This is a genomic window from Phreatobacter sp. GW821-FHT04C01 (genome assembly GCF_059420385.1).
This window is the reverse complement of the sequence record NZ_JBWKTP010000004.1, coordinates 277,401-300,873: the sequence shown is the minus strand read 5'-3', so window position 1 is coordinate 300,873 and position 23,473 is coordinate 277,401. Positions and strand designations below refer to the sequence as shown.

Below are 23,473 nucleotides of genomic sequence, written 5' to 3'. Positions count from 1 at the left end.
AGCCGAGACATGACATGGTTGGCGGGACACTGTCTTCTCATCCAGCGCAGAGCTTCGGGAAAATCGCTCGCGACTTCATCGGGTTGCGCGAAACGCTCTGAATCGTTCATCTGGAAGCGGCCTGCCCGGCGCACATTGCCGCCCATGCAACCGGACGCGACCGGCCGGGCATCGCCAGCCGTCGCGCGCCGATCCCGAATACTTCACGAAATATCAACGCTTGCGGAACACATAAAGAACAGATAGGGACTGTTCATGATCTGTTCGAGCGAGTCGGGCCGATCACATCCAGGGGACGAGCACCCGATGCTGACACGCAAGCAACACGAACTTCTCCGCTTCATCCAGGAACGGCTGAAGGAAAGTGGCGTGCCGCCCTCGTTCGACGAGATGAAGGAAGCGCTGGACCTGAAGTCCAAATCCGGCATTCACCGGCTGATCACGGCGCTGGAAGAACGCGGCTTCATCCGCCGCCTGCCGAACCGCGCCCGCGCGCTCGAGGTCATCAAGCAGCCCGAGCAATCGGCCGGCCCGGCCCGGCAGCGCTTCGCCCCCAGCGTCATCGAAGGTTCGCTCGGCCGCGCACGGCCCCCCGCCACCGAAGACGACGCGGTCATGCCGGTCTCGGTGCCGGTCATGGGCCGGATCGCCGCGGGCGTGCCGCGCGAAGCGATCGAGAACCGCATCAACACCATTTCGGTGCCGCCGGAAATGCTCACGCGCGGCGAACATTACGCACTCGAGGTGCGCGGCGATTCGATGATCGAGGCCGGCATCCTCGAAGGCGACCTGGCGCTGGTCCGCAAGACCGATTCCGCCGAGACCGGCGATATCGTCGTTGCCCTGATCGACGACGAGGAGGCGACCTTGAAGCGCCTGCGCAAGCGCGGCACGTCGATCGCGCTGGAGGCCGCCAATCCAGCCTATGAAACCCGCGTTCTCGGCCCTGACCGGGTGCGGATCCAAGGCAAGCTCGTCGGCCTGATCCGACGCTACTGAGCCGATGTCACCGGTCCGGATCCGGCTCGTCCGGAGCCTCGGTCTCGGACGCCGGCTGAACCGGCCTGGCCACGGCGGCAGCCCCGGCCGGCCTGATCAGGGCAATCGCCTGCCCGGCTGGGCGCGGACGAAACCATGGCCTCCGGCTCGCCGGATCGCGGCCGGTCTCGACCCGATAACCTTCGCCGGCTACAAACAAGGCGACGGCGCCGGTCCATGGCAGGCCGCGCAGGTCGAGGACCGTTGCCCGGCAATCCGCCGGCACGCTGAAACGGGTCACCACGATGCGCGCTTCGCGGCAATCATCGGCGAGCGCCTCCGGGTCGCGCGCATAGGCGATCCGCCCGCCCTGCGGCAGCGCCATGGCGCATCCCACCGCGTCGCAGAGCACGCCGGCGATGAGCGTCTGGTCGGAGGCCAGCCGCGGGTCGGCATCGGCCGCCAGCCAGCGCTGCAGGGTGAAACGGTTGGCACGCGGCGACAGCGCGCGATAGCGCCCGTCGCCGGCGCGCACGGCAACCGTCAGACCTTCGGCATCCACGGCGATCAGCGGCCGCTCCCTGAGCGGCGCGATGGCAAGCCCGAGGGCCGCGAGGGGAATGCCGATCAGCCTCAGCGGCGTCGACAGCATGGCGAGACAGATCAGCCCCATCGACAGGAGCCCGAGCGGCAGCGGGCCGAAGGTCGGCACTTCGAGCTTGCCGCCCGGCCAGGATGCGACCCATTCGGCCACCCTGACGAACAGGTCGACGCTCCAGCCGACCAGCACCCAGACCGGCCGGTCGAGGCCGAGCGGCCAGAGCAGCAGGGCCAGGATCTCCAGCGGCATGGTGACGAATTCGACGATCGGCGCGCCCAGCAGATTGCCGGGCACGCCGTAGAGCTGGATCTGGTTGAAGTGGTAGGCCGCGTAGGGCGTGGTGGCGAGCGAGGCGACGAAGGAGCTCATGGCGAGGCCGGCGACGCCGTTGCTGAGCGCCAGCAGGCCTCGGCCGAGGCCGCGCCGGTCGCCGGCATGGTGTTCGGCCCAGGGCCGGAGCATGGCATAACCGGAGACCAGCGCGAGGGTCGCCGCGAACGACATCTGGAAACTCGGGCCGAGCAGGCTTTCCGGCGCGAGCGTCAGCACCAGCAGCGCGGCCAGCGCCAGGGTTCGCAGCGTCAGCGCGCCGCGCCCGAGCATGACGCCGATCAGCACCACCGCGATCATGATCCAGGAGCGCTGGGTGGCGACCTCGCCGCCGGAGATGACCAGATAGGCGGTCGAAACGACAAGTGCGATGAAGGCCGCCCAGGCCTTCACCGGGCGGTTCAGGGCGAGCGACGGGACCAGGGCCAGGGAGCCGCGCACCGCGACGAAGACCAGCGCCGCGACCAGCGCCATGTGGAAGCCCGAGATCGACAGGATGTGATAGGTGCCGGCCGCTCGCATGGCATCGTTCAGCCCCTCGGGAATGCCGTCGCGCTTGCCGGTGACCAGGGCGTCGGCGACCGCGCCGGCATGGCCGGGAATGGCGGCGCGGATGCGCTCGCTGATGGTCGTGCGGACCCGGTCGAGCTGGGTTCGGAGCCGGACGCCGAGCGGCGCTTCGCCGAGCTCGACCCGCCGGACCTGCCCGATGACGAAACCGCTGGCGCCGATGCCGTTGAAGAAGGCGTCGCGGCCGAAATCGTAGAGACCGGGCCCGGGCGGATCGGCCGGCGGCCGAAGCCGGACCATGAGGCTCAGGGCGGCCCCCGTCTGCGCGCCCGTGGCGCGCCGGCTGGTGACGCGTACCCGCTCCGGCGGCTGGGCCAGCGCCGGCTCGGCCTTGACGACACGCAGGGTCAGCCGGTCGCCATTCTCGCGCCGCTCGAAAACTTCGACCCAGCCCGTAATGGTCACCGCGCCGGTCTCGGCGGCGAGCACGGGATGACCGGCGATGGCGGTGCGCAAGGTCGCGGCGGCAAAACCCGCGGCGACCGCCGCCAGCGCGACGGCCGCGAGAAAGGCGAGCCGGCGGTCCCGGATCCGGTAGGCCAGAACGCCCAGAAGCCCGGCCACGACAAAGGGCGCCCACAGGCTCGGCTCGTCGGCGGTGGAGAAATAGAGCAGGATCCCGGCGCCATAGGCGACCGGCAGGAACAGGAAGGCGCGGCCGCGTTCCTGCTCGAGCGCGAACCACTCGGCCGCCCGTTCCAGGCAGTCGTCGAACAGGCCGCGCAGGCCGCCCGACATGGCCGGCCGGGCCCCCTGCCCGATGGCTGCGGCAATGGCTTGCGCGCGCGCCCTCACGTTCGCCCCCCAACAGGTCCTTCGCCGCCTTCGCTCCGCCACAAAGGGCAGGCAATCGCGGTTCCCCAAACCGTGCCGGGCGTGCTACAGGCACGCCCCTCGCGATAGTAAGACTATCGCGCTCCCGCGCACTCTGTCGTCTTCGGATGAATCATGACGGTCGTCACCCGCTTCGCTCCCTCCCCGACCGGCTTCCTGCACATTGGCGGCGCCCGCACCGCGCTGTTCAATTGGCTTTATGCCAAGAAGACCGGCGGCAAGATGCTGCTGCGCATCGAGGATACCGACCGCCAGCGGTCGACCCAGGAGGCCATCGGCGCGATCCTGGACGGCCTCGCCTGGCTCGGCCTGGAAGGGGACGGCCAGACGATCTATCAGTTCGCCCGCGCCGATCGCCACGCCGCGGTCGCGCGTGAACTGCTGGCCGCCGGCAAGGCCTATTATTGCTACGCGACGCCGGAAGAGCTCGACGCCATGCGCGAGCTCGCCATGAAGGAGGGCCGGCCGCCGCGTTATGACGGCCGCTGGCGCGATCGCGATCCCGCCGAGGCCCCGGCCGGCGTCAAGCCGGTGATCCGGCTCCGGGCCCGCCAGGACGGCGAGACCGTCGTCAATGACCTGGTCCAGGGCCGCGTGGTGATCCCCAACAAGGATCTCGACGATCTCGTGCTGCTGCGCTCCGACGGCACGCCGACCTATATGCATGCGGTGGTCGTCGACGACCATGACATGGACATCACCCATATCATCCGTGGCGTCGACCACCTGACCAATGCGGCCCGCCAGACCCAGATCTACGAGGCGCTCGGCTGGACCGTGCCGGCCATGGCCCATATCCCGCTGATCCACGGGCCGGACGGCGCCAAGCTGTCGAAGCGCCACGGCGCGCTCGGCGTCGACGCCTATCGCGCCCTCGGCTATCTGCCCGAAGCCCTGCGCAACTACCTGGTGCGGCTCGGCTGGAGCCATGGCGACCAGGAGATCTTTTCGACCGAAGAGATGATCGAGGCTTTCGACCTCGGCTCGGTCGGCCGCTCGGCGGCGCGCTTCGATTTTGCCAAGCTCGAGGCGACCAACGGCCACTATATCCGCAATGCCGACGACAGCAGGCTGATCCAGGCGATCGACGACATCCTGCCGCACATTCCGCAAGGGGCCGCGATCGCCGCGAGCCTGACGCCGGCCGTGCGCGCCCAGTTGCTGAAGGCCATGCCCGGCCTGAAGGAGCGCGCCAAGACCGTGCTCGAACTGATCGACGGCGCCGCCTTCATCACCGTCAAGCGACCGCTGCCGATCGAAGCCAAGGCCGCAACCCTGCTGACCGGCGAGGCGCGCGCCCATCTGGCCGCCATCCACCAGCGGCTTTCGGCCCTGCCGGAATGGTCGGCCGAGGCCGCCGATGCGGCGGTGCGCGCCGAGGTCGAAGCCAAGGGCATCAAGCTCGGTGCATTGGCCCAGCCCCTGCGGGTGGCGCTGACCGGACGCACCACGTCACCGGGCATTTTCGACGTGCTCGCCGTGCTCGGCCGCGACGAAAGCCTGGCCCGCATCGCCGATCAGGCAACCGGCTGATCGGCGCCGCGCCGGGCTCTCCAAGTGTTGATCTCATACCTGTGTCGTAGGTAGTTGCCACGCGCGGGCCCGGCGCTTGCCCGGCCCCCAAAAACGGGCTATCCGAACGGTCATGGCCCGTCGGCTGGCCGGACTTGGTCATTTCGCACGTGCACACGATATTCATTGTGGAAATTCAAGAGGTTGCCAATGTCCGCCAACTCTAAGTCGGCCACTTTGACCTACGGCGACAAGACGGTGCAGTTCCCGGTTTCGGACGGGACGATCGGCCCTTCGACGGTCGATATCGCCAAGCTTTACGCCCAGACCGGCATGTTCACCTATGATCCGGGCTTCACCTCGACCGCGAGCTGCGAGAGCCAGATCACCTATATCGACGGCGACGAGGGCGTCCTGCTCTATCGCGGCTACCCGATCGAACAGCTGGCCGAGCACGGCGACTTCCTGGAATCCTGCTACCTCTTGCTGTACGGGGAGCTGCCGACGGCTGCCCAGAAGGCCGATTTCGATTATCGCGTCACGCGCCACACCATGGTGCACGACCAGATGTCGCGCTTCTTCCAGGGCTTCCGGCGCGACGCCCATCCGATGGCCGTCATGGTCGCCGCCGTCGGCGCGCTGTCTGCCTTCTATCACGACTCCCTCGACATCGCCGATCCGCACCAGCGCATGGTGTCGTCGATCCGCCTGATCGCCAAGCTGCCGACGCTCTCGGCCATGGCCTATAAATACACGATCGGCCAGCCCTTCGTGTATCCGCAGAACAATCTCGACTACTCCTCGAACTTCCTGAACATGTGCTTCGCCGTGCCGGCGGAGGAATATAAGCCGAACCCGGTGCTGGCCCGCGCCATGGACCGGATCTTCATCCTGCACGCCGATCACGAGCAGAACGCCTCGACCTCGACCGTGCGTCTCGCCGGTTCGTCGGGCGCCAATCCCTTTGCCTGCATCGCCGCCGGCATTGCCTGCCTCTGGGGCCCGGCGCATGGCGGCGCCAACGAAGCCGCGCTGAAAATGCTCGGCGAGATCGGCCATGTCGACAACATTCCGAAATTCATCGCCAAGGCCAAGGACAAGAACGATCCGTTCCGCCTGATGGGCTTCGGTCACCGGGTCTACAAGAACTACGACCCGCGCGCCAAGATCATGCAGAAGACCTGCCACGAAGTGCTCGGCGAGCTTGGCATCAAGGACGACCCGCTCTTGGACGTCGCCATCGAGCTCGAGCGCATCGCGCTGCACGACGACTATTTCATCGAGAAGAAGCTCTATCCGAACATCGACTTCTATTCGGGCATCACGCTGAAGGCGATGGGCTTCCCGACCACCATGTTCACCGTGCTGTTCGCGCTGGCGCGCACCGCCGGCTGGATCGCCCAGTGGAAGGAAATGATCGAGGATCCCGAGCAGAAGATCGGCCGTCCGCGCCAGCTCTATACCGGCGCCCCGCGCCGCGACTTCGTGCCGATCTCCCGGCGCAAGTAAGCCCGACCGATCAGGACTTGAATGAAACGGGGCGCCTCGAGCGCCCCGTTTTTTGTTTGGGGAACAGGCGTCTTGGATTGGGCTGGTAAAGCGCGAACGCGGGCTGGCACCGCCAGGCGCGGGATGCGTGCCGTGGCCAGGCAAAGCGTGCGCTCAACGCATCGTCTTGCCCGGGCTTGTCCCGGGCATCCACGACTTCTGCTGTGTGCGATGGTTTCGCCCAATCTCGTCGCGAGCGCCTTGCCACGGCCGGGGGCGCAAGTCCGATGAGGTCTGCCTTGGGACCAACAGGGCTGAATTCGTGGATGGTCGGGACAAGCCCGGCCAAGACGAGAAATGCCGCAGAGGGAAGACTACCGGATAAAGCCGCCGCTCCGCTTGTCCCATGGTCTGAAGCGCGAGCAGTGCAGATCCGCGCTGAGGACCGCAGCCCCTTCAGGCCGCCACGCGCCCTGCCCGCCTCGCCTCGATCGTCTCGAGCACGACCTTGGCGGCCCTGAGGCTCGGATCTTCGCCGTCGAAGGCCATGATGGTGTCGAGCTTCGCGAAGGCTTCGAGCTGGGCCCGGCGCTGCGCCGTATCGGTGATCACGGCGGCCAGTGCCGGCGCAATGGTCTCGACCGATCCATATTCCTGCAGGAACTCGGGAACGACGGTGTCTCGGAGCACCAGGTTGGCGAGCACCGCCGTTTCCGCGGTGATCAGCCGGCGCGCGATCTGCGCCTCCAGCCAGCCCGTGCGATAGGCCACCACCTGCGGGATGCCGGCGACCGCCAGCTCCAGGGTGACCGTGCCCGAACAGGCGAGCGCCGCGCGCGCCGTGCGGAACGCCTCGAATTTCTCGGTCTCCGTATCGATCACCCGCGGCTTCAGCGGCCAGCCGGCGATGGCCTGCTCGATCTGGCCACGCAGGTGCGGCACCGCCGGCAGCACCAGGTCCATCGGGCCGACCATGTCCCGCACCTTGGCGAGCGTCGCGCCGAACAGCGGCGCCAGCCGTGCGATTTCGAGCCGGCGGCTGCCAGGCAGCACCAGGACGCGCGGCGGCGCGCCGTCGCGGCGCTCCTGTTCGACGGCATCCGGCCTGATATCGGCGATCCGCTCGGAAATCGGGTGACCGACATAGGTCGTCGGCGGGCCGCCGAGCCGGGCGTGGATTGCCGGCTCGAACGGCAGCAACGCCAGGAGGTGGTCGACATAGGGCCGCATCTCGGCCGCCCGCCGCGGCCGCCAGGCCCAGACCGTCGGCGACACATAGAAGACGGTGGGGATGTCCGCCCTGATCTTGCGGATGGCACGGCCGACCCGCCGGTTGAAGCCGGGACAGTCGATCAGCACCAGCACGTCGGGCGGACTGGCCTTCAGCGCCGCGACCGTCTCGCGCACCCGGCGCAGGATGGTCGGGATATGGGCGATGATCGAGGTGATGCCGAACAGGGCGATGTCCGACATCGGGAAGCGTGACGCCAGGCCGCGCTCGGCCATGCGCGGGCCGCCGACGCCGCGAAACCGGGCGCCCGCCGGCGCCAGCGCCGACAAGGCGTCCATCAGGTGGGCGCCGAGCTGATCGCCCGACTCCTCGCCGGCAATGATGAAAACGTCGAGCGGGCGGCCAGTCTCAGTCATGAAAACATTCAGCCATCGCTACGCTCGATCCCGGCATCGACACCGACGACGAACAGATCATGTTTGTCGGCCAGGCGGACGATCTCCTGGGGCTCGACCATCAGCGTCGAACCCGCGACCACCGCGATGCCGCGCAAGCCCGCTGCGGCCGCCTTCTCCACTGTCGCGGGGCCGATCGCCGGCATGTCGATGCGGTGGTCCTGGCCGGGTTTCGGCGCCTTGACCAGGATGCCGCTGGCACCGCTCCATTTCAGCCGGCCCGAGACGCGCATCGCGGCGCAGCGCTCGAGCATGCCGTCGGTGCCTTCCGCGCCTTCGACCGCAACCACGCGCTTGGCGCCGATCACCATGCCCTGACCGACATCGTAGGGACCGAGCGCATGGATCGCCGCCAGCGCCTGGGTAATGTCCAAGAGGTCCTGATGGTTCGGCTGGCAGCGCGACAGCGACCCCAACGGCATGAGCAGTTCGGGCGCGACGTCCTGGGCCGCCAGCAGCCGGAAGCCTTGCCGCTCGAACAGGCCGGCAATGCCGCGCAGGAGATGGTCGTCGCCGCCCCGATAGAGCTTCAGCATCTCCGGCAGGATGCGCAAAGCGCCGACATCCGGCACGGTCGTCCAGAGATTGGGCCTGACCAGCGCGCCGATGAACACCAGGTCGCGGCAGCCGGCGCGCCGCGCGGCGCGCAGCATGGCGCCGAACCGGCCAATGCCGACCCAGGCATGCGGATAGGCCTGCAGCTCCGGGCCGGCAATGCCTTTCAGCAGAATGCCGAAAACCGGCCGCCCCTGGGCCGTCGCGGCCTTGGCCAGGGCCAGCGGAAACCGTCCGGCGCCGGCGATGATGCCGAGCGGCGCCGGTCCACCGGCGGAACCGGCGGTCTCGAACGGGGATTTGCTTGTCTCGGTTTGCGCCATGGCCTTCACGCGAACCGTGTCATCGGATGCCGGACAATGCCGTCGCGTCAGTCATCGGCTCCGACCACGCGCGTCTTTTTCGGCGCTGCCATCATCACCGAGCGCTTGCCGCCCGCCTCGATGAAAGCGATCAGGCGACCGGCGGCCGGATGGTCGCGATAGGCAGCCGTGGCCTGCGCCAGCCGATCGGCGAAGGTACCCGGCCCGTAGAACAGCATTTCGTAGCAGGCCCGCACGGTCTTGACGTCGTCGCGGGCATAGCCACGCCGCTTCATTCCGACGACATTCAGCCCGATCAGCTCGCCGGACACGCCATTGGCGCCAAATGCCATGCCGAACGGAATGACATCGTCCTTGACGCCGGTCAGGCCGCCGACCATGGCGAAATCGCCGACCCGGGTGAACTGGTGCACCGCGCACAGGCCGCCGAGAAAGACGAAGTCGCCGACGCTGACATGGCCGCCGAGCGTGGCCGCATTGGCGAAGACGACATTGTCGCCGACCCGGCAATCATGCGCGACATGGGCATAGGCCATCATGAAGCAGCGGTCGCCGATGCTGGTCAGGCCAGTCTTGGGCGTGCCGCGATTGACCGTCACGCTCTCGCGGATGACGCAATCCACGCCGATCGTCAGCCGTGTCGGCTCGCCCTTGTAGGACAGGTCCTGCGGCGGCCCGCCAAGCGCTGCGAAAGGATGGACCTGGCTGCGCGCGCCGATGCTGGTATGGCCGGACAGATTGACATGCCCGTGCAGCGTGACGTCGTCGCCGAGCTCCACATCCGGCCCGACGATACAGAACGGCCCGATGGTGACGCCGGCGCCGATCCTGGCGGACGGCGCGACATGCGCCAAGGGGTCGATCGTAACGGGTCTGTCGGCCATCGATATCCTCAAGCGTCGGCCAGCATGGCGGACAATTCGGCTTCCGCCACCAGCTTGCCGTCGACAAAGGCCTCGCCGCGGTAAAACCAGATGTTCCGCTTCTTGGCGAATTTGGTCATGTGATACTCGACGACATCGCCAGGGATCACCGGTTTACGGAATTTGACCTTGTCGATGGTCATGAAGAACACCAGCTTGCCGGCCCCGCCGCCCTGAGCGAGCAGCGCCAGGACGCCACCGGTCTGCGCCATGCCCTCGATCATCAGCACGCCCGGCATGATCGGATTGCCCGGGAAATGCCCCATGAACTGCGGTTCGTTGACGGTCACGTTCTTGATGCCGACGCCGAACTCGTCTCCACGGATCTTGATGACCTTGTCGATCAAGAGAAACGGATAGCGGTGCGGCAGCACGCTCATCAGCTTCTGGATACCGGCGGAATCGATGCTGGTCGTGTCGTTCATCGTCAGAAACCTCGGCCCTTCACGCCCGTCAGTCCGTTTGCTTGGCCCGCGCGAGCCGCTCCAGGGTCGCGATCTCGCGGAACCAGTCCTTGACCGGTTTTGCCGGCCGGCCGCCCCAGCGCGCCCCCGCCGGCACGTCATCCTTGACCACCGAGGTCGCGGCGATCTGCGCGCCCGACCCGATTACGGCATGATTGTTGACGCCCACCTGGCCGCCCAGCATGACGAAATCACCCAGCGTCGCCGACCCGGATATGCCGACCTGGCTGACGATGATGCAATGCCGCCCGATCACCACGTTGTGCGCGATCTGCACGAGATTGTCGATCTTCGTGCCTTCGCCGATGACGGTGTCGCGGATATGGCCGCGGTCGATCGTCGAATTGGCGCCGATCTCGGCATCATCCTGGACGATGACCCGGCCGATCTGCGGGATCTTGGCGTGACCGCCCGGCCCCGGCTGAAAGCCGAAACCATCCTGGCCGATCCTGACACCGGCATGCAGGATGACCCGGTTACCGATCAGGGCATGGGCAACCGAAGCCCCAGCGCCGATGGCACCGTCGCGGCCGATCCGGACGCCCGGACCGATCACCGCGCCGGCGGCGATCAGCGTGCCGGACCCGATTTCGGCGCCGGGGCCGATCACGGCGCTCGGATCGACGATCACCCCCGCCTCGAGCCGCGCCGAGGGATGCACGACCGCGCCCGGCGAGACGCCGACCGAGCCGAACATCGATTGCGGCTTGAGCGCGAGCGGGAACATCTTGCGCGTGATCGACACGAAAGCCGTATGCGGATGGGTGACCACGATGGCGATCGTCCCGGCCGGCACGTCGCCGCGATGCCGCGCCGTTACCAGGCAAGCGGCGGCCCGCGTGGTCGCCAGTTGCCCGGCATATTTGGGATTGTCGAGGAAGGTCAGGTCGGCCGGACCGGCGTCAGCCAGCGCCGCGACGCCCTTGAGCGGCCGGTCGCCGCCGGCCAGTGCCAGCTCGACCTTCAGAAAAGCGGCGACCGAGGCGACAGTCATCGCCTCGGCCGGAGTGAAGAAAACGGGATCGGTCATGATCAGCCTGCTTGCGATCTCCGCGCTCCGTTCGCACGGAGCGCTGTCGATCAGAAGCGCGTGCCGCCCGAGAAGCGGAAGAACTGCGTGCGATCCCACGCCGCCTTCGTCAGCACGAAGGAATAGTCGAAGCGGATCGGGCCGAAGGGCGAGTTCCACAACAGGCCGACACCGACCGACGAACGGACGACGTGATCGGCGGAATTGCGTCCCGACGGGTCGTTCAGGTTGACCGGCAGCGTGCCGCCGCCCGTCGCCAGGCCGGTGACGCTGTTATAGCCCCAGACCGCACCGGCGTCGGCGTAGAGCGCGCCGCGCATGCCGAAATCCTTCGGCAGGAAGGTGATCGGGAAGGTGACCTCCGCCGAAGCACCCCAGTAGGACGTGCCGCCGACGGCGTCAGCCAGACGTCCCGTCGTGCCGCCAGCGCTGGCGAAATCGCGCGGACCGATACCTGCTGTCTGGAAGCCGCGAACCAGTTCGGGTCCCATGAAGAACTGGTCGATCGAGTCGAGCTTGCCGCCGTTCGGCTTGGTCGAACCCCAACCGAAGATGTTACCGGCCTGACCGCGCAACATCAGGATCCAGTCATTGGTCAGGTCATGGTAGTAGCGCAGTTCGCCGGTGGTCCGAATAAACTTCGCGTCGCCGCCGACACCGGCCACATCCTGGCGGAGCTCGGCGAAGAGCCCCTGGCTCGGATTGATCGCGCGATCCAGATTTGAATAGATCAGCGAATAACCAAGCATCGAAATGAAGCGGTTCTTGCCGTCGATCGCCCGCAGAGCGGCCGAAGCTTCACCGTCGTCCAAGCAGCCGAAGGCCGGACTGCCAACCGGGGCACTTGTCGACAGGACCGGAACACCGCCCACATTGGAAAGCGCACCGTTGTCCGTATAGCTAAATTGCCGGTTCGGATCATTGTTCAGCGCCGTGGCTTGCGCCGTCGTCATATTGAGAACGGTGCCATCAGATCGCGTGTACTGATGCAGCGTGTCGCTGTAGCTGCCGTAGCAGTTCGTCAGATCCTGACGCAGCGTGATCTGCTGCATCATGCCGGTATAACGGCCCTGAATGGCAAAGTTCTCGGTGATCGGAACGCCGAGCCGGAGCGTGCCGCCATAGGAGGTCGACGAATAGGCCTGGTAGTTCGACACGTTGCTGTGGCGCCAGAACAGGTCGAAACCGCCCGACAGCCGGTAGTCCAGCAGGTACGGCTCGGTGAACGAGAAGTTCAGGCCCTGGGTGCGCTGGCCGAAAGTACCGCCGAGGCGGACGAACTGGCCGCGGCCGAGGAAGTTGCGCTCTTCCACCGAAGCTTCGGCGATGAAGCCGTCGGAGGTCGAGAAACCACCCGAGATCGAGAACTGGCCGGTCGGCTGATCCTCGACATCGACATTGACGATGACGCGATCGGCCGCCGAGCCGGGCTCGGTGGTGATCTTGACGTTCTTGAAGAAGCCGAGGTTCTTCAGGCGCCGCTCGGCGCGATCGACCAGAACGCGATTATAGGCGTCGCCTTCGGCCATATCGAATTCGCGCCGGACCACCCGGTCCTGGGTGCGGGTATTGCCGCGGATGTTGATCCGCTCGACATAGACCCGCGGGCCCTCTTCCACGACATAGACGAGGTTGACGGTGAGCGTCGACGGATCGCGCTCGCCACGCGGACGGACGGTCGCGAAGGCGTAACCGCGACGGGCCACTTCGAGGGTCACGTCCTCGAGCGACTTGTCGACCAGTTCGACATTGTAGACGCCGCCCGTCGAGGTGCGGACCGCGCGGCGCAGCGTGGCGCCATCGACGTCACGGATGTTCGACTGAACGTCGACCGTGCCGATGCGATATTGCGGACCTTCCTCGATCTCGATCGTGATGGTGAAGGCATTGGCGGCGCGATCGAAGTCGGACCGCGCGGAAACCACGCGCATGTCGACGTAACCATTGCGCAGATAGAGCCGGCGCAGCGCTTCCTGGTCGGCATTGATCCGGTCGGCGTCATAGACGTCGTTGGAGCGCAGCCAGGAGAACAGGCCGGTCTCGCCGGTCGTCATCACATCGAGCAGCCGCTGGCGGCCGAAATTGTTGTTGCCGACGAAATTGATCGAGCGGACCGAGGCCTTCTTGCCCTCGTTGACCTCGAACACCAGGTCCATGCGGCCGTTCGGCTGCTGGATGGTTTTCGGCACGATCTCGACGTCGTAGCGGCCGGTACGGCGATAGACGTCATAGAGGCGCTGGACGTCGGACTGGACGGTGGAGCGCGAGAAGGTGCCGCGCGGCCGCGACTCGATCTCGTTCATCAGCTGTTCGGTCTTGAGACGCCGGTTGCCTTCGAACACGACGCGGTTGATCACGTCGTTCTCAACGACGGTCACCACCAGGCGGCCGCCTTGCCGGCTGACCCGGACGTCGCGGAACAGGCCCGTGGCGTACATCGCCTTGATGCCTTCGTCGACGCGCGCCGCCGAAAGCGGCTCGCCCGGACCGGTGGAGAAGTAGGACCTGACGGTATCGGCCTCGATGCGCCGATTACCCTGGACGACAATCGAGCTCGCCGACTGCGCATTGACCCCTGTCGAGAGCGCGGTGCTGGCCAGGGTGGCTGCTGCCACGCCTGAAGTCGCTACCGTCCCTGCGATCACGACCGTTCGGACCGTCCGAGCGAAAAAAGTCATGAATCACGCGCCTGTCTGTTCAATTTGTCGTTTTCCGCGCGAACGCGGACCACTCACGGAATCCCCGGGAGCGGGTTGCTTGTAGCCGGTTTCACGGACAGTGCAAACCGCACCGGAAACCGTCCGACTGTTTTTTAATGCCCGTTGCCGCAACGCCACGCACCCCATCATCCAACCAACCTTCCGAAGATCATTCCGAGTGGTCCCCGGAGGTCGTTCCAAGTCGCAAAAATCATCAACGTCATGACCACGATGAAGCCGATACGGAAGGCCGCTTCCTGAGCCCTCTCGCTCATCGGCCGGCCGCGGATCGCCTCGACCGCGTAGAACACCAGATGACCGCCGTCGAGCAGCGGGATCGGGAACAGATTGAGCAGTCCGATCGACACCGAGATCAGCGCGGCAAAGCCCATCAGCGTGCTGAAGCCGATCTGCGCCGCCTCTCCCGCCACCTGCGCGATCCGGATCGGACCACCGAGCTGGTCGGCGCTCTGCGTGCCCATGATGATGCCGCCGAGATAGCTCAGCGTGCTCGATATGACGAACCAGGTCTCGTTCACGCCCATCCAGGCGGAGGTGAGCGGATCGTAGCGCCGGATCTCGACATCGCCCGGCTGGGTCGACTTGGAAATGCCGAGGCGGCCGATTCGATGCGTGCCGCCGAAGCGATCCTTGAACTCGAACACCGCCGGCGTCGCCGCCAGGTCGCTGCGCTGGCCGTCGCGATCGACGGTGATGGCGAGCGACCGGCCGGCACTGCCTGCGACAATGCGCTGCATGTCGGCGAAATTGTCGATGGCCCGGCCGTCTATGGCCACGACCAGGTCGCCGGGCTTGAAGCCGGCCGTCTCGGCCGCGCTGCCGGCCACGATCGTATCGACACGCGGCGCCGTGATCGGCTTGCCGAACAGCGTGAAGACGAAAGTGAAGATGACGATGGCCAGAACGAAATTGGCGATCGGGCCGGCCGCGACGATGGCCGCTCGCTGCCCCAGGGTCTTGTGGAAGAAGCTTCCGGACCGCTCCGCTTCGGTCATCGCGCCGGCGGTCTCGAAATCCGGCCGGCTCGCCGCGTCGGCGTCGCCGAAGAACTTGACATAGCCGCCCAGCGGAATGGCGCAGAGCTTCCACCGCGTGCCGTGGCGGTCATTGAAGCCGGCCAGTTCCCGCCCGAAGCCGATCGAAAAGGCCTCGACCCGCACGCCACAGCGGCGCGCGACCCAGAAATGGCCCAGTTCGTGGAAAAACACCACGATCGTCAGCACGAACAGGAACGAAATGACGGTCAGGACAATGCCCCAACCCCCACCGCCCAACGCGGAGATGAAATTCATATTCGTGTCCCTGGGTATGCGCCGGCTCTTCTGTTCCGGACCCACACCCTCCCAAGGTCAGGATGCCGGAGCTGGCGTCAGATACAAGAGGACCGCGCCCGATCTCTCGCAGCATGGTCAATGAATCTTAAGTCATCCAATGTGGCCGCAGCGGGGCCGGAGCCCAGCGCCGCCAGCACATCCTCGACAATGCCCGGAATAGCACCGAAACGAATGCGGCCGGCCAGAAAGGCCTCGACCGCGATCTCGTTGGCCGCATTGAGCACGCAAGGCGCGCGGCCACCGCTCGCCATGGCCTCCATCGCCAGGCGCAGCGCCGGAAACCGCACGACGTCCGGCTCCTCGAAGGTCAGGCTGCCGAGGGCGGCGAGATCCAGCCGCTTCGCCGGCCCGTCGATCCTTTCGGGGAATCCGAGGCAGACCGCGATCGGCACGCGCATGTCGGCCGTGCCGAGCTGGGCGACGACTGAGCCGTCACGGTAGCCAACCATGCCATGGACGATCGATTGCGGGTGGACCAGCACCGCAAGCTGCTTCGGCGAAAAGCCAAAAAGATAATGGGCCTCAATGAGTTCGAGGCCTTTGTTCATAAGGCTCGCGGAATCGATCGTGATCTTCGCGCCCATCGACCAGTTCGGATGTTTCAGCGCATCCTCGGGCGTCGCGCGCGCAATCGCGGCAGCATCCCAGGTCCGGAACGGGCCGCCGGAGGCCGTCAGCCAGACCGTCTCGACATCTTCCATGCGCGATCCGGCCAGCGCCTGGAACACCGCATTATGTTCGGAATCCATCGGCAGCAAGGTCACGCCGCGCCGGCGCGCCTCGCCCATCACCAGGTCGCCGGCCGCGACCAGGCTCTCCTTGTTGGCCAGCGCCACGGTGGTGCCCTGCCCGATCGCCGCCAGTACCGGCGCCACGCCGGCGGCCCCCGAGACGGCCGCGACCACCATGTCGGCCGGCCGGGCCGCCGCCTCGACGATCGCTTCGGGACCGGCGGCCGCCTCGATGCCGGAGCCGGCGAGCGCCGCCTTCAGCGCGCCATAGGCATCCCGGTCGGCAACCGCGGCGAACCGCGCGCCATGGGCAAGCGCAATGGCGGCCAGATCCTCGGCATGGCCGTTGGCGGTGACCGCTTCGACCCGGAAGCGGTCGCTATGCCGCGAGACCAGGTCGAGCGTGCTGGTGCCGACGGAGCCGGTGGCTCCGAGAATGGTAAGCGCGCGCATGCCCTCTCCTACCAGATCAGGATGCCGGCCGCAGGATTGGCAAATCCGCCGCGCGCAAGTCCGATGAGAGCCGCGACGATCGCCGCGACCAGAAAGCCGTCGAGCCGGTCCATGACACCGCCATGGCCGGGGATCAGGCCGCCCGCGTCCTTCGCCTCGAACCGCCGCTTGACCGCGGATTCGAAGAGGTCGCCGGCCTGGCTGAGCGCCGCGACCGCCAGGCTGGCCAGGATCAGCCCCAGACCGACCGGCAGCCCCGCCGCCTTGACGATCACGCAACCGAGCGCGCTGCCGATCAGCGTGCCGCCAACGAACCCGGCCCAGGTCTTCTTCGGCGACAGGCGCGGCCAGAGCTTCGGGCCGCCAATGGCCCGGCCGGCGAAATAGGCGCCGACATCGGTGCCCCAGACCACCGCGAAAAGCCAGAGAATGGCAATGAAGCCATAGGTCGCGTCGTCGCGCAGGATCACCGGACCGGCAACCACCGCCGCGGCATAGACGAGGCCCGCGATGGCCCAGCGCGAGACCCCGGCCGGACTGAAGGCGAGCGCGAAGCCCGTGCCGATGCCGAGCGCGACCAGGCCGAAGCCCGGATTGAGGAAATAGCGGATCAGCACGACCGCCGCGACCAGGGCGGCGATTTCACCGGCGATCAGTGCCGGCGGCGCATCGGTGTGCACCAGCCGGTTCCATTCCCACAGCACGGCGATGGCGGCTGCGAGCCAGAACAGCGCGAAAGGCCAGCCGCCGAACCACGCAACCGCGATCGCGACCGGCACCAGAACCAGGGCGGAGGCGATCCGCCGCAGCAGATCCGGATCGGAGAAGGCGCCGGCGGGCCGCTGGTCCGGGTTCATCGCCTCACGCGCCCGCGGCCGTCGCGAGGCCGCCGAACCGGCGCTCGCGCCGGCCATATTCGGCCAGCGCCTCGAGCAGCGCCTCGCGGCCATAGTCCGGCCAGAGGATCGGCTGGAACACCAGTTCCGAATAGGCGGCTTGCCACAGCATGAAATTGGACAGCCGCTCCTCGCCCGAGGTGCGGATGATCAGGTCCGGGTCGGCAATGCCCGCCGTCGACAGATGCGCCTCGATCGCCTCCGGCGTGATCGAAGCCGGATCACGCCGGCCCGCGGCCACCTCGACGGCGAGCGCCCGGGCGGCGGCGGCGATCTCCTGCCGGCTGCCATAGTTGAAGGCGACCACCAGGGTCTGGCGCCGGTTACCGGCGGTCAGCGCCTCGGCCTCGACCAGCAGGCGCGCGATGTCGGGCGCCAGGTGCTGGCGATCCCCGGCGATCCGGACCCTGACGCCGGCCTCGTGCAGCTCGGCCAGGTCGTTGCGGATGAAGCGTTTCAGCAGGCCCATCAGGGCCGAAACCTCGGCCGGCGGCCGCGACCAGTTCTCCGAGGAGAAGGAATAGACGGTGACGATCTCGATGCCGATCTCGCGCGCCGCGCGCAAGGTACGGCGCAGCGCCTCGACGCCGCGGCGATGGCCTTCGACCCGCGGCAGGCCGCGGGCGGTCGCCCAGCGGCCATTGCCGTCCATGATGATGGCGACATGACGCGGCAGGCCCGGAGATCGCTCTCCCGCCGGGTCCGACGTCTGGCCAGCCTCCAGGCCCTGCCGGTCAATCATGGTCATCGCCTGGGCAATCCCCGTCAAACGGTCATGATCTCTTTTTCTTTGTGAACCAGGAGCTGATCGATCTCGGCAATGTGCTTGTCGGTCTCTTTCTGGACCTGGTCGGCATTGCGAGCGTGATCGTCCTCGCTCATCGTATGGTCTTTTTCCTTGGTCTTGAGGATGTCGAGACCGTCACGGCGCACATGGCGCACGGCGACGCGGGCACCCTCGGCATATTTATGGGCGACCTTGACCATGTCCTTGCGGCGGTCCTGTGTCAGTTCCGGAATGCGCAGGCGGATGACCTGGCCTTCGGTCTGCGGATTGAGCCCGAGGCTCGAATCGCGGATCGCCTTTTCCACCGCCTGCACCATGGAGCGGTCCCAGACCTGCACCGACAGCAGCCGCGGCTCGGGCACGCTGACTGTCGCGACCTGGTTGACATGCATCGTCTGGCCATAGGCCTCGACGATGATCGGGTCGAGCAGGTTCGGCGACGCGCGGCCGGTACGCAGGGTGCCAAGCTCGTGCTTGAAACTGCCGATGGCGCCTTGCATGCGGCGCGTGATCTCGGCGATGTCGAAAGTCGGGGACGCGGCCATGGGATACGCCTCTTGATCGTTGCGCAGGCCGGTCAGCCCGCGGGAAAATTGCTGGTCAGCCCGTGACCACCGTACAGCGCCCCGTGCCGGTCAGCACGGAGGTGACGGCGTTTGGAGCATCGAGAGAGAACACGATTATCGGAAGACTGTTCTCCCGGGCAAGAGCGAAGGCGGCCGTATCCATCACCTTGAGGTCGCGCGCGATGGCTTCGTCGGCGGTCAGCGTGTCGAAGCGGACCGCTTGCGGATCCTTTTTGGGGTCGGCCGAATAGATGCCGTCGACATTGGTGCCCTTCAGCACCACGTCGCATCTCAGTTCGACCGCGCGCATCGTGGCGGTCGTATCGGTGGTCAGCAGCGGCACGCCGATGCCGCCGCCGAGCACCACGATGCGACCCTGCGCCAGATGCTCCAGGGCGTGGCGCACCGTATAGGTGTCGAGCGCCTCCGGCACGGGTTCGGCCGACAGGGCGACCGCGGGATGACCGAGCGCCTGGATCTGGCCGGCCAGCGCCAGCGCGTTCATCACGGTGGCCAGCCGGCCGATGGCATCGGCATCGACACGTGACAGCCCGATGCCGGCAATCTGCTTGCCGCGGAAGATATTGCCGCCGCCGACGACCACGGCGATATCGATGCCGGCCTTGGCGGCGGCGATCAGATCCTCGGCGATGGCGCGAACGACCGCCGGATCGAAGCCGAAATCAGCCTTGCCGGCCAGCGCCTCGCCGGAGACTTTCACCAGCGCGCGCTTGTAGCGAGGTCCGGTCATCGTCGCCTCCCGATTCGAAAACAATACACTGTTCGACTGGCCCCGGGTTTAGCGAAACGAGGCGCCAGCGCAACCGCTGCACTGGCTCCCGGAGAGCAACACCCCCAGGAAAAGCCCGACCGAGGCGAATGGCGAGTGGCGAATGGCGAATAGGGCACGATGCGGAAGGTGCCGGGAACAACCCTCTCCCGCGTCTTTGCGGGGGTGGGTATGCGCGCTGTGTTTCGCATCATGCCCTATTCGCCATTCGCTACTCGCCATTCGCCCCTTCAGCGCAAGAAAAAGGGGCGGTCGCCCGCCCCTCCTCGTATTCGCACTGTCAGGCCGGTCAGGCCTTGATGCCGGCCTGGGCGGCGACTTCCGCCGCGAAATCGCTCTCGGCCTTCTCGATGCCCTCACCCAGCGCATAACGCACGAAGCCGGTGACCTTGATCGGCGCGCCGACCTTGCCTTCGGCATCCTTGACCGCCTGGCCGACCGACTTGCCGGTGTCGTGGATATAGACCTGATCGAGGAAGCAGACTTCCTTGTAATAGGTCTTCAGGCCGGACTCGACGATCTTGGCCAGCACGTTCTCCGGCTTGCCGGCATTCTTCTCGGCCAGGATCGCCTTTTCGCGGGCGACCACGCTCGGATCGAGGCCGGCCGATTCCAGCGCCAGCGGATTGGCGGCGGCGACATGCATGGCGAGCATGCGGCCGAGCGCCGAAAGCTCTTCCTTCGAACCGGTCGATTCGAGCGCGACCAGCACGCCGATCTTGCCGAGGCCCGGCTCGACCTGGTTGTGCAGGTAGTTGGCGACCACGCCGTCGGTGACCGACAGCACGGCCGCGCGGCGCAGCGACATATGCTCGCCAATGGTCGAAACGGCCGTCGTCAGCGCGTCGGCAACGGTGGTGCCGGCGGAAGCCGGAGCCGCCAGGATCGCCGCGACATCGCCGCCGGTCTTGTAGGCGACATGGGCGACCATCTTCACCAGGCCCTGGAACTGGTCGTTGCGGGCAACGAAGTCGGTTTCCGAGTTGACTTCGACGACCGCCGCCTTGGCGCCCTCGACCCAGACGCCGACAAGGCCTTCGGCTGCGACGCGGCCGGCCTTCTTGGCGGCCTTCGACAGGCCCTTCTTGCGCAGCAGATCGACCGCCGCTTCCATGTCGCCGTTGGTCTCGGTCAGCGCGGCCTTGCAGTCCATCATGCCTGCGCCGGTCATCTCGCGCAGTTCCTTGACCATCTGGGCGGTGATGTTCGCCATGGGGGTCGTTCCTTGAAATCGATTGGAAGATTTGGATGGGAAACGGCCGGCCCGAGGGTTCGGACCGGCCGGAATCACGTCAACCGGGTCTTCCGCTCACCATGCTGCCATGTCGAGCGGATGACGTCAGGCGAATGCCTTACGCGGCTTCGGCTTCGACCAGCGCCTTGGACTGGGCAACCCAGCCGTCGACACGGCCGGGAAGGCCGACGCTGTCGCCAACCTCGGCGGCATCCTTCGGGGTGAACGAGGCGATCTGCCAGTAGTGGAAGATGCCGAGGTCGTTGAGCTGCTTCTCGATCGCCGCCGACACGCCGGTGAGCTTGGTCAGCTCGTCGGCCGGGCCGCGCGGACCGGCGAGACGCTCGAAGCCGGCCGGGGCCGCCTCGGGGATCTCTTCGACCATCGGCTTCTCGGACGCGCCGAGATCGATGCCGGACGAGCCCTGCGAACGGGCCAGGCCGTCAATGGCGGCGCGCGCGATCAGGTCGCAATAGAGCGTCAGCGCGCGGCCGGCGTCGTCATTGCCCGGGATCGGATAGGTGATGCCGTCGGGATCGCAATTGGTGTCGACGATGGCCGCCACCGGAATGCCCAGGCGACGCGCCTCGAGAATGGCGATCGCTTCCTTGTTGGTGTCGATCACGAACATCAGGTCCGGCGTGCCGCCCATGTCCTTGATACCGCCGAGAGCCCGCTCGAGCTTGTCGCGCTCGCGGGTGAGCGTCAGGGCTTCCTTCTTGGTGTAGCCGGCGCCGCCGTGGCTGAGCGACTCGTCCAGCTTGCGCAGGCGCGAAATCGACTGCGACACCGTCTTCCAGTTGGTCATCGTGCCGCCGAGCCAACGCGAGTTGACGTAATACTGCGCCGACTTCTTGGCGCCCTCGGCGATCGATTCCTGCGCCTGGCGCTTGGTGCCGACGAACAGCACGCGGCCACCCTTGGCGACCGTGTCCGACACCGCCACCAGCGCGCGATGCAGCATCGGCACGGTCTGGGCGAGGTCGAGGATGTGGATGTTGTTGCGGACGCCGAAGATGTACTGATTCATCTTCGGGTTCCAGCGATGGGCCTGATGGCCAAAGTGGCAGCCAGCTTCCAAAAGCTGACGCATGCTGAAATCGGGCAGCGCCATGGTCTTCTCCGGTTAAGCCTCCGCGGACATGGGCCGGTTCCGGGATGGAACCTCGACACCACCGGAGCGGCAAAAGACAAACGTCTTCCGCCGCAGGTCCGCGTGTGGAATGCGCCGGGCGATATAGCAAAGCGCCTGAAGATGCAAGGTCCGAGCGAGCGGCAGCCTGACGGAAGCCCGCCAGGCCCCCGGCTGGCGCGGCGCCGGCGTCAGCGCCAGTCGGCCGCGATCCGTCCGACGAGGCCGGCGAGCTCGGTCGGATCGGCGCACAGATGCGTCGCGCCGGTTTCGCTGAGCTCCCGGGCTCCGCCATAACCCCAGGTGACGCCGATCGACGTGACGCCGTGGCGCCGGGCGGCCAGGATATCGTGCTTGCGGTCGCCGACCATGATCGCGCGCGCCGGATCGACGCTCTGCTCGGCGATGATCTTGGCCATCAGGTCGCCCTTGTCGTCGAGGCTGCCATCGAGCGTCGTGCCGTAGACCCGGTCGAACAGCCGCGCATAACCGAAATGGTCGATGATCGGCTGGGCGAAGGGTTCCGGCTTGGCGGTGCAGACGAACAGGCGTCCCGCCTCGGCGCGGATCGTCTCCACCGCCTCCATCATGCCGGGATAGAGCGTCAGGTCGTAGAGGCCGCCGCCGCCATAATGCAGGCGATAGCGGGCGAGCGCGGCTTCGACGTCGGCGCCCTCGGGCATGAATGTCGGAAAGGACGAGCGCAGCGACGGACCGATGATCCATTTCAGCTCGTCGAATGGCGGCGCCGGGTGGCCGAGATCGATCAGGGCCTGGCGGAAGCAGCCGATAATGCCGGGCGCCGGATCGGTGAGCGTGCCGTCGAGGTCGAAGAGAACGGTGAAGGTCATGGCCCGCATCTAGCCCCGGCGACGGCCAAAGGTCCATGCCGCGACGGCATCGGTCATCCGCATCCCCAGGCAGTGACTTTGTCCGGCAAATCGCGCAAACAGTTCGCTTCCGCCGGACCGGAACCGGAGCCCCCGATGAGCGCGCATGTTCTGGCGGTCAGCCGCAGCGGCCACCACGGCTTCAGCAAGACGCCCTGCCGCGGCATCACCCTGCTGGCCGGCCTCGGCGTCGAGGGCGACGCCCATGCCGGCGAGACGGTCAAGCATCGCTCGCGCGTCGCCGTCGACCCCACCCAGCCCAACCTGCGTCAGGTCCACCTGGTCCACGCCGAACTGTTCGACGAGCTGAAGGCCAAGGGCTTCGACATTGCACCGGGCGATATCGGCGAGAACATCACCACCCTGCGGATCGATCTGCTCGGCTTGCCGACCGGCGCGGTGATCGGCATCGGCACCGCCCGCATCGAGGTCACCGGCCTGCGCAATCCCTGCATCCAGCTCGACCAGTTCCGGCCGGGCCTGACCGCCGCGGTGCTCGGCCGCGATGCCGAAGGCCGGCTCGTCCGCAAGGCCGGCGTCATGGGCATCGTCAGGGCCGGCGGCCTGGTCAGGCCGGGCGACGCGGTCCAGATCACCTTGCCGGCGGAACCACACCGGCCGCTGGAAAAGGTGTGAGTGAGAACCA

At 66.9% G+C, this 23,473-nt stretch carries 20 protein-coding genes; 4 read left to right on the top strand and 16 right to left on the bottom strand.

Annotation, left to right across the window (positions count from 1 at the left end):
• The first annotated feature begins 306 nt into the window (after nucleotides 1-306).
• The gene (gene lexA / locus AC07WJ_RS17365; protein ID WP_494935870.1) at nucleotides 307-999 is read left to right on the top strand and encodes a transcriptional repressor LexA; all 693 of its coding nucleotides are present in this window, start codon (nucleotides 307-309) and stop codon (nucleotides 997-999) included.
• Between the two features lie 7 nt (nucleotides 1,000-1,006).
• Here lexA and AC07WJ_RS17360 read toward each other — a convergent pair whose 3' ends face one another.
• Nucleotides 1,007-3,274 carry a ComEC/Rec2 family competence protein gene (locus AC07WJ_RS17360; RefSeq protein WP_494935869.1) on the bottom strand — a complete coding sequence of 756 codons (2,268 nt, stop codon included), beginning with the start codon at nucleotides 3,272-3,274 and terminating at the stop codon, nucleotides 1,007-1,009.
• A 153-nt stretch (nucleotides 3,275-3,427) separates the two neighbouring features.
• On the opposite strand from AC07WJ_RS17360, the gene gltX reads away from it, so the two are divergent.
• Both gltX and gltA read left to right on the top strand, forming a co-directional pair.
• Nucleotides 3,428-4,846 carry a glutamate--tRNA ligase gene (gene gltX / locus AC07WJ_RS17355; protein WP_494935868.1) on the top strand — a complete coding sequence of 473 codons (1,419 nt, stop codon included), beginning with the start codon at nucleotides 3,428-3,430 and terminating at the stop codon, nucleotides 4,844-4,846.
• Nucleotides 4,847-5,035: 189 nt separating this feature from the next.
• Entirely contained in the window at nucleotides 5,036-6,334 is a 1,299-nt protein-coding gene (gene gltA / locus AC07WJ_RS17350; protein ID WP_494935867.1) for a citrate synthase, read from the top strand.
• A 435-nt stretch (nucleotides 6,335-6,769) separates the two neighbouring features.
• Here the strand turns inward: gltA and lpxB are convergent, their stop codons facing one another.
• The 15 genes from lpxB to AC07WJ_RS17275 all read right to left on the bottom strand — a co-directional run bounded on the left by lpxB (nucleotide 6,770) and on the right by AC07WJ_RS17275 (nucleotide 22,788).
• Nucleotides 6,770-7,960, bottom strand: coding sequence for a lipid-A-disaccharide synthase (lpxB, locus tag AC07WJ_RS17345; RefSeq protein ID WP_494935866.1), 1,191 nt, complete (start codon nucleotides 7,958-7,960; stop codon nucleotides 6,770-6,772).
• Nucleotides 7,961-7,968: 8 nt separating this feature from the next.
• The gene (locus AC07WJ_RS17340; RefSeq protein ID WP_494935865.1) at nucleotides 7,969-8,877 is read right to left on the bottom strand and encodes an LpxI family protein; all 909 of its coding nucleotides are present in this window, start codon (nucleotides 8,875-8,877) and stop codon (nucleotides 7,969-7,971) included.
• Between the two features lie 47 nt (nucleotides 8,878-8,924).
• Nucleotides 8,925-9,761, bottom strand: coding sequence for an acyl-ACP--UDP-N-acetylglucosamine O-acyltransferase (gene lpxA / locus AC07WJ_RS17335; protein WP_494935864.1), 837 nt, complete (start codon nucleotides 9,759-9,761; stop codon nucleotides 8,925-8,927).
• 8 nt (nucleotides 9,762-9,769) lie between these two features.
• Complete coding sequence (gene fabZ / locus AC07WJ_RS17330; RefSeq protein ID WP_494935863.1) at nucleotides 9,770-10,225, bottom strand: 3-hydroxyacyl-ACP dehydratase FabZ; 456 nt, start codon at nucleotides 10,223-10,225, stop codon at nucleotides 9,770-9,772.
• Nucleotides 10,226-10,253: 28 nt separating this feature from the next.
• The gene (gene lpxD, locus AC07WJ_RS17325) at nucleotides 10,254-11,294 is read right to left on the bottom strand and encodes a UDP-3-O-(3-hydroxymyristoyl)glucosamine N-acyltransferase (RefSeq protein ID WP_494935862.1); all 1,041 of its coding nucleotides are present in this window, start codon (nucleotides 11,292-11,294) and stop codon (nucleotides 10,254-10,256) included.
• A gap of 50 nt (nucleotides 11,295-11,344) precedes the next feature.
• Nucleotides 11,345-13,909 (bottom strand): outer membrane protein assembly factor BamA, encoded by a 2,565-nt coding sequence (bamA, locus tag AC07WJ_RS17320; protein ID WP_494935861.1) that lies wholly within the window; start codon nucleotides 13,907-13,909, stop codon nucleotides 11,345-11,347.
• A gap of 230 nt (nucleotides 13,910-14,139) precedes the next feature.
• Complete coding sequence (rseP, locus tag AC07WJ_RS17315; protein ID WP_494935860.1) at nucleotides 14,140-15,306, bottom strand: RIP metalloprotease RseP; 1,167 nt, start codon at nucleotides 15,304-15,306, stop codon at nucleotides 14,140-14,142.
• 77 nt (nucleotides 15,307-15,383) lie between these two features.
• A complete protein-coding gene (dxr, locus tag AC07WJ_RS17310) occupies nucleotides 15,384-16,532 on the bottom strand; it encodes a 1-deoxy-D-xylulose-5-phosphate reductoisomerase (RefSeq protein WP_494935859.1) in 1,149 nt (382 codons plus the stop codon).
• An 8-nt stretch (nucleotides 16,533-16,540) separates the two neighbouring features.
• A complete protein-coding gene (locus tag AC07WJ_RS17305) occupies nucleotides 16,541-17,389 on the bottom strand; it encodes a phosphatidate cytidylyltransferase (RefSeq protein WP_494935858.1) in 849 nt (282 codons plus the stop codon).
• 4 nt (nucleotides 17,390-17,393) lie between these two features.
• Nucleotides 17,394-18,176 carry an isoprenyl transferase gene (locus AC07WJ_RS17300; protein ID WP_494935857.1) on the bottom strand — a complete coding sequence of 261 codons (783 nt, stop codon included), beginning with the start codon at nucleotides 18,174-18,176 and terminating at the stop codon, nucleotides 17,394-17,396.
• A 17-nt stretch (nucleotides 18,177-18,193) separates the two neighbouring features.
• Nucleotides 18,194-18,760, bottom strand: a complete 567-nt coding sequence (gene frr / locus AC07WJ_RS17295; RefSeq protein ID WP_494935856.1) for a ribosome recycling factor — start codon at nucleotides 18,758-18,760, stop codon at nucleotides 18,194-18,196.
• 55 nt (nucleotides 18,761-18,815) lie between these two features.
• Nucleotides 18,816-19,532: a UMP kinase gene (gene pyrH, locus AC07WJ_RS17290; RefSeq protein WP_494935855.1), complete on the bottom strand. Its 717-nt coding sequence runs from the start codon at nucleotides 19,530-19,532 to the stop codon at nucleotides 18,816-18,818.
• Nucleotides 19,533-19,860: 328 nt separating this feature from the next.
• Complete coding sequence (tsf, locus tag AC07WJ_RS17285; RefSeq protein ID WP_494935854.1) at nucleotides 19,861-20,784, bottom strand: translation elongation factor Ts; 924 nt, start codon at nucleotides 20,782-20,784, stop codon at nucleotides 19,861-19,863.
• Between the two features lie 139 nt (nucleotides 20,785-20,923).
• Complete coding sequence (locus AC07WJ_RS17280; RefSeq protein ID WP_494935853.1) at nucleotides 20,924-21,919, bottom strand: 30S ribosomal protein S2; 996 nt, start codon at nucleotides 21,917-21,919, stop codon at nucleotides 20,924-20,926.
• A gap of 209 nt (nucleotides 21,920-22,128) precedes the next feature.
• Nucleotides 22,129-22,788, bottom strand: coding sequence for an HAD hydrolase-like protein (locus tag AC07WJ_RS17275; RefSeq protein ID WP_494935852.1), 660 nt, complete (start codon nucleotides 22,786-22,788; stop codon nucleotides 22,129-22,131).
• 135 nt (nucleotides 22,789-22,923) lie between these two features.
• On the opposite strand from AC07WJ_RS17275, the gene AC07WJ_RS17270 reads away from it, so the two are divergent.
• Nucleotides 22,924-23,463 carry an MOSC domain-containing protein gene (locus tag AC07WJ_RS17270; protein WP_494935851.1) on the top strand — a complete coding sequence of 180 codons (540 nt, stop codon included), beginning with the start codon at nucleotides 22,924-22,926 and terminating at the stop codon, nucleotides 23,461-23,463.
• Nucleotides 23,464-23,473: the final 10 nt, after the last annotated feature.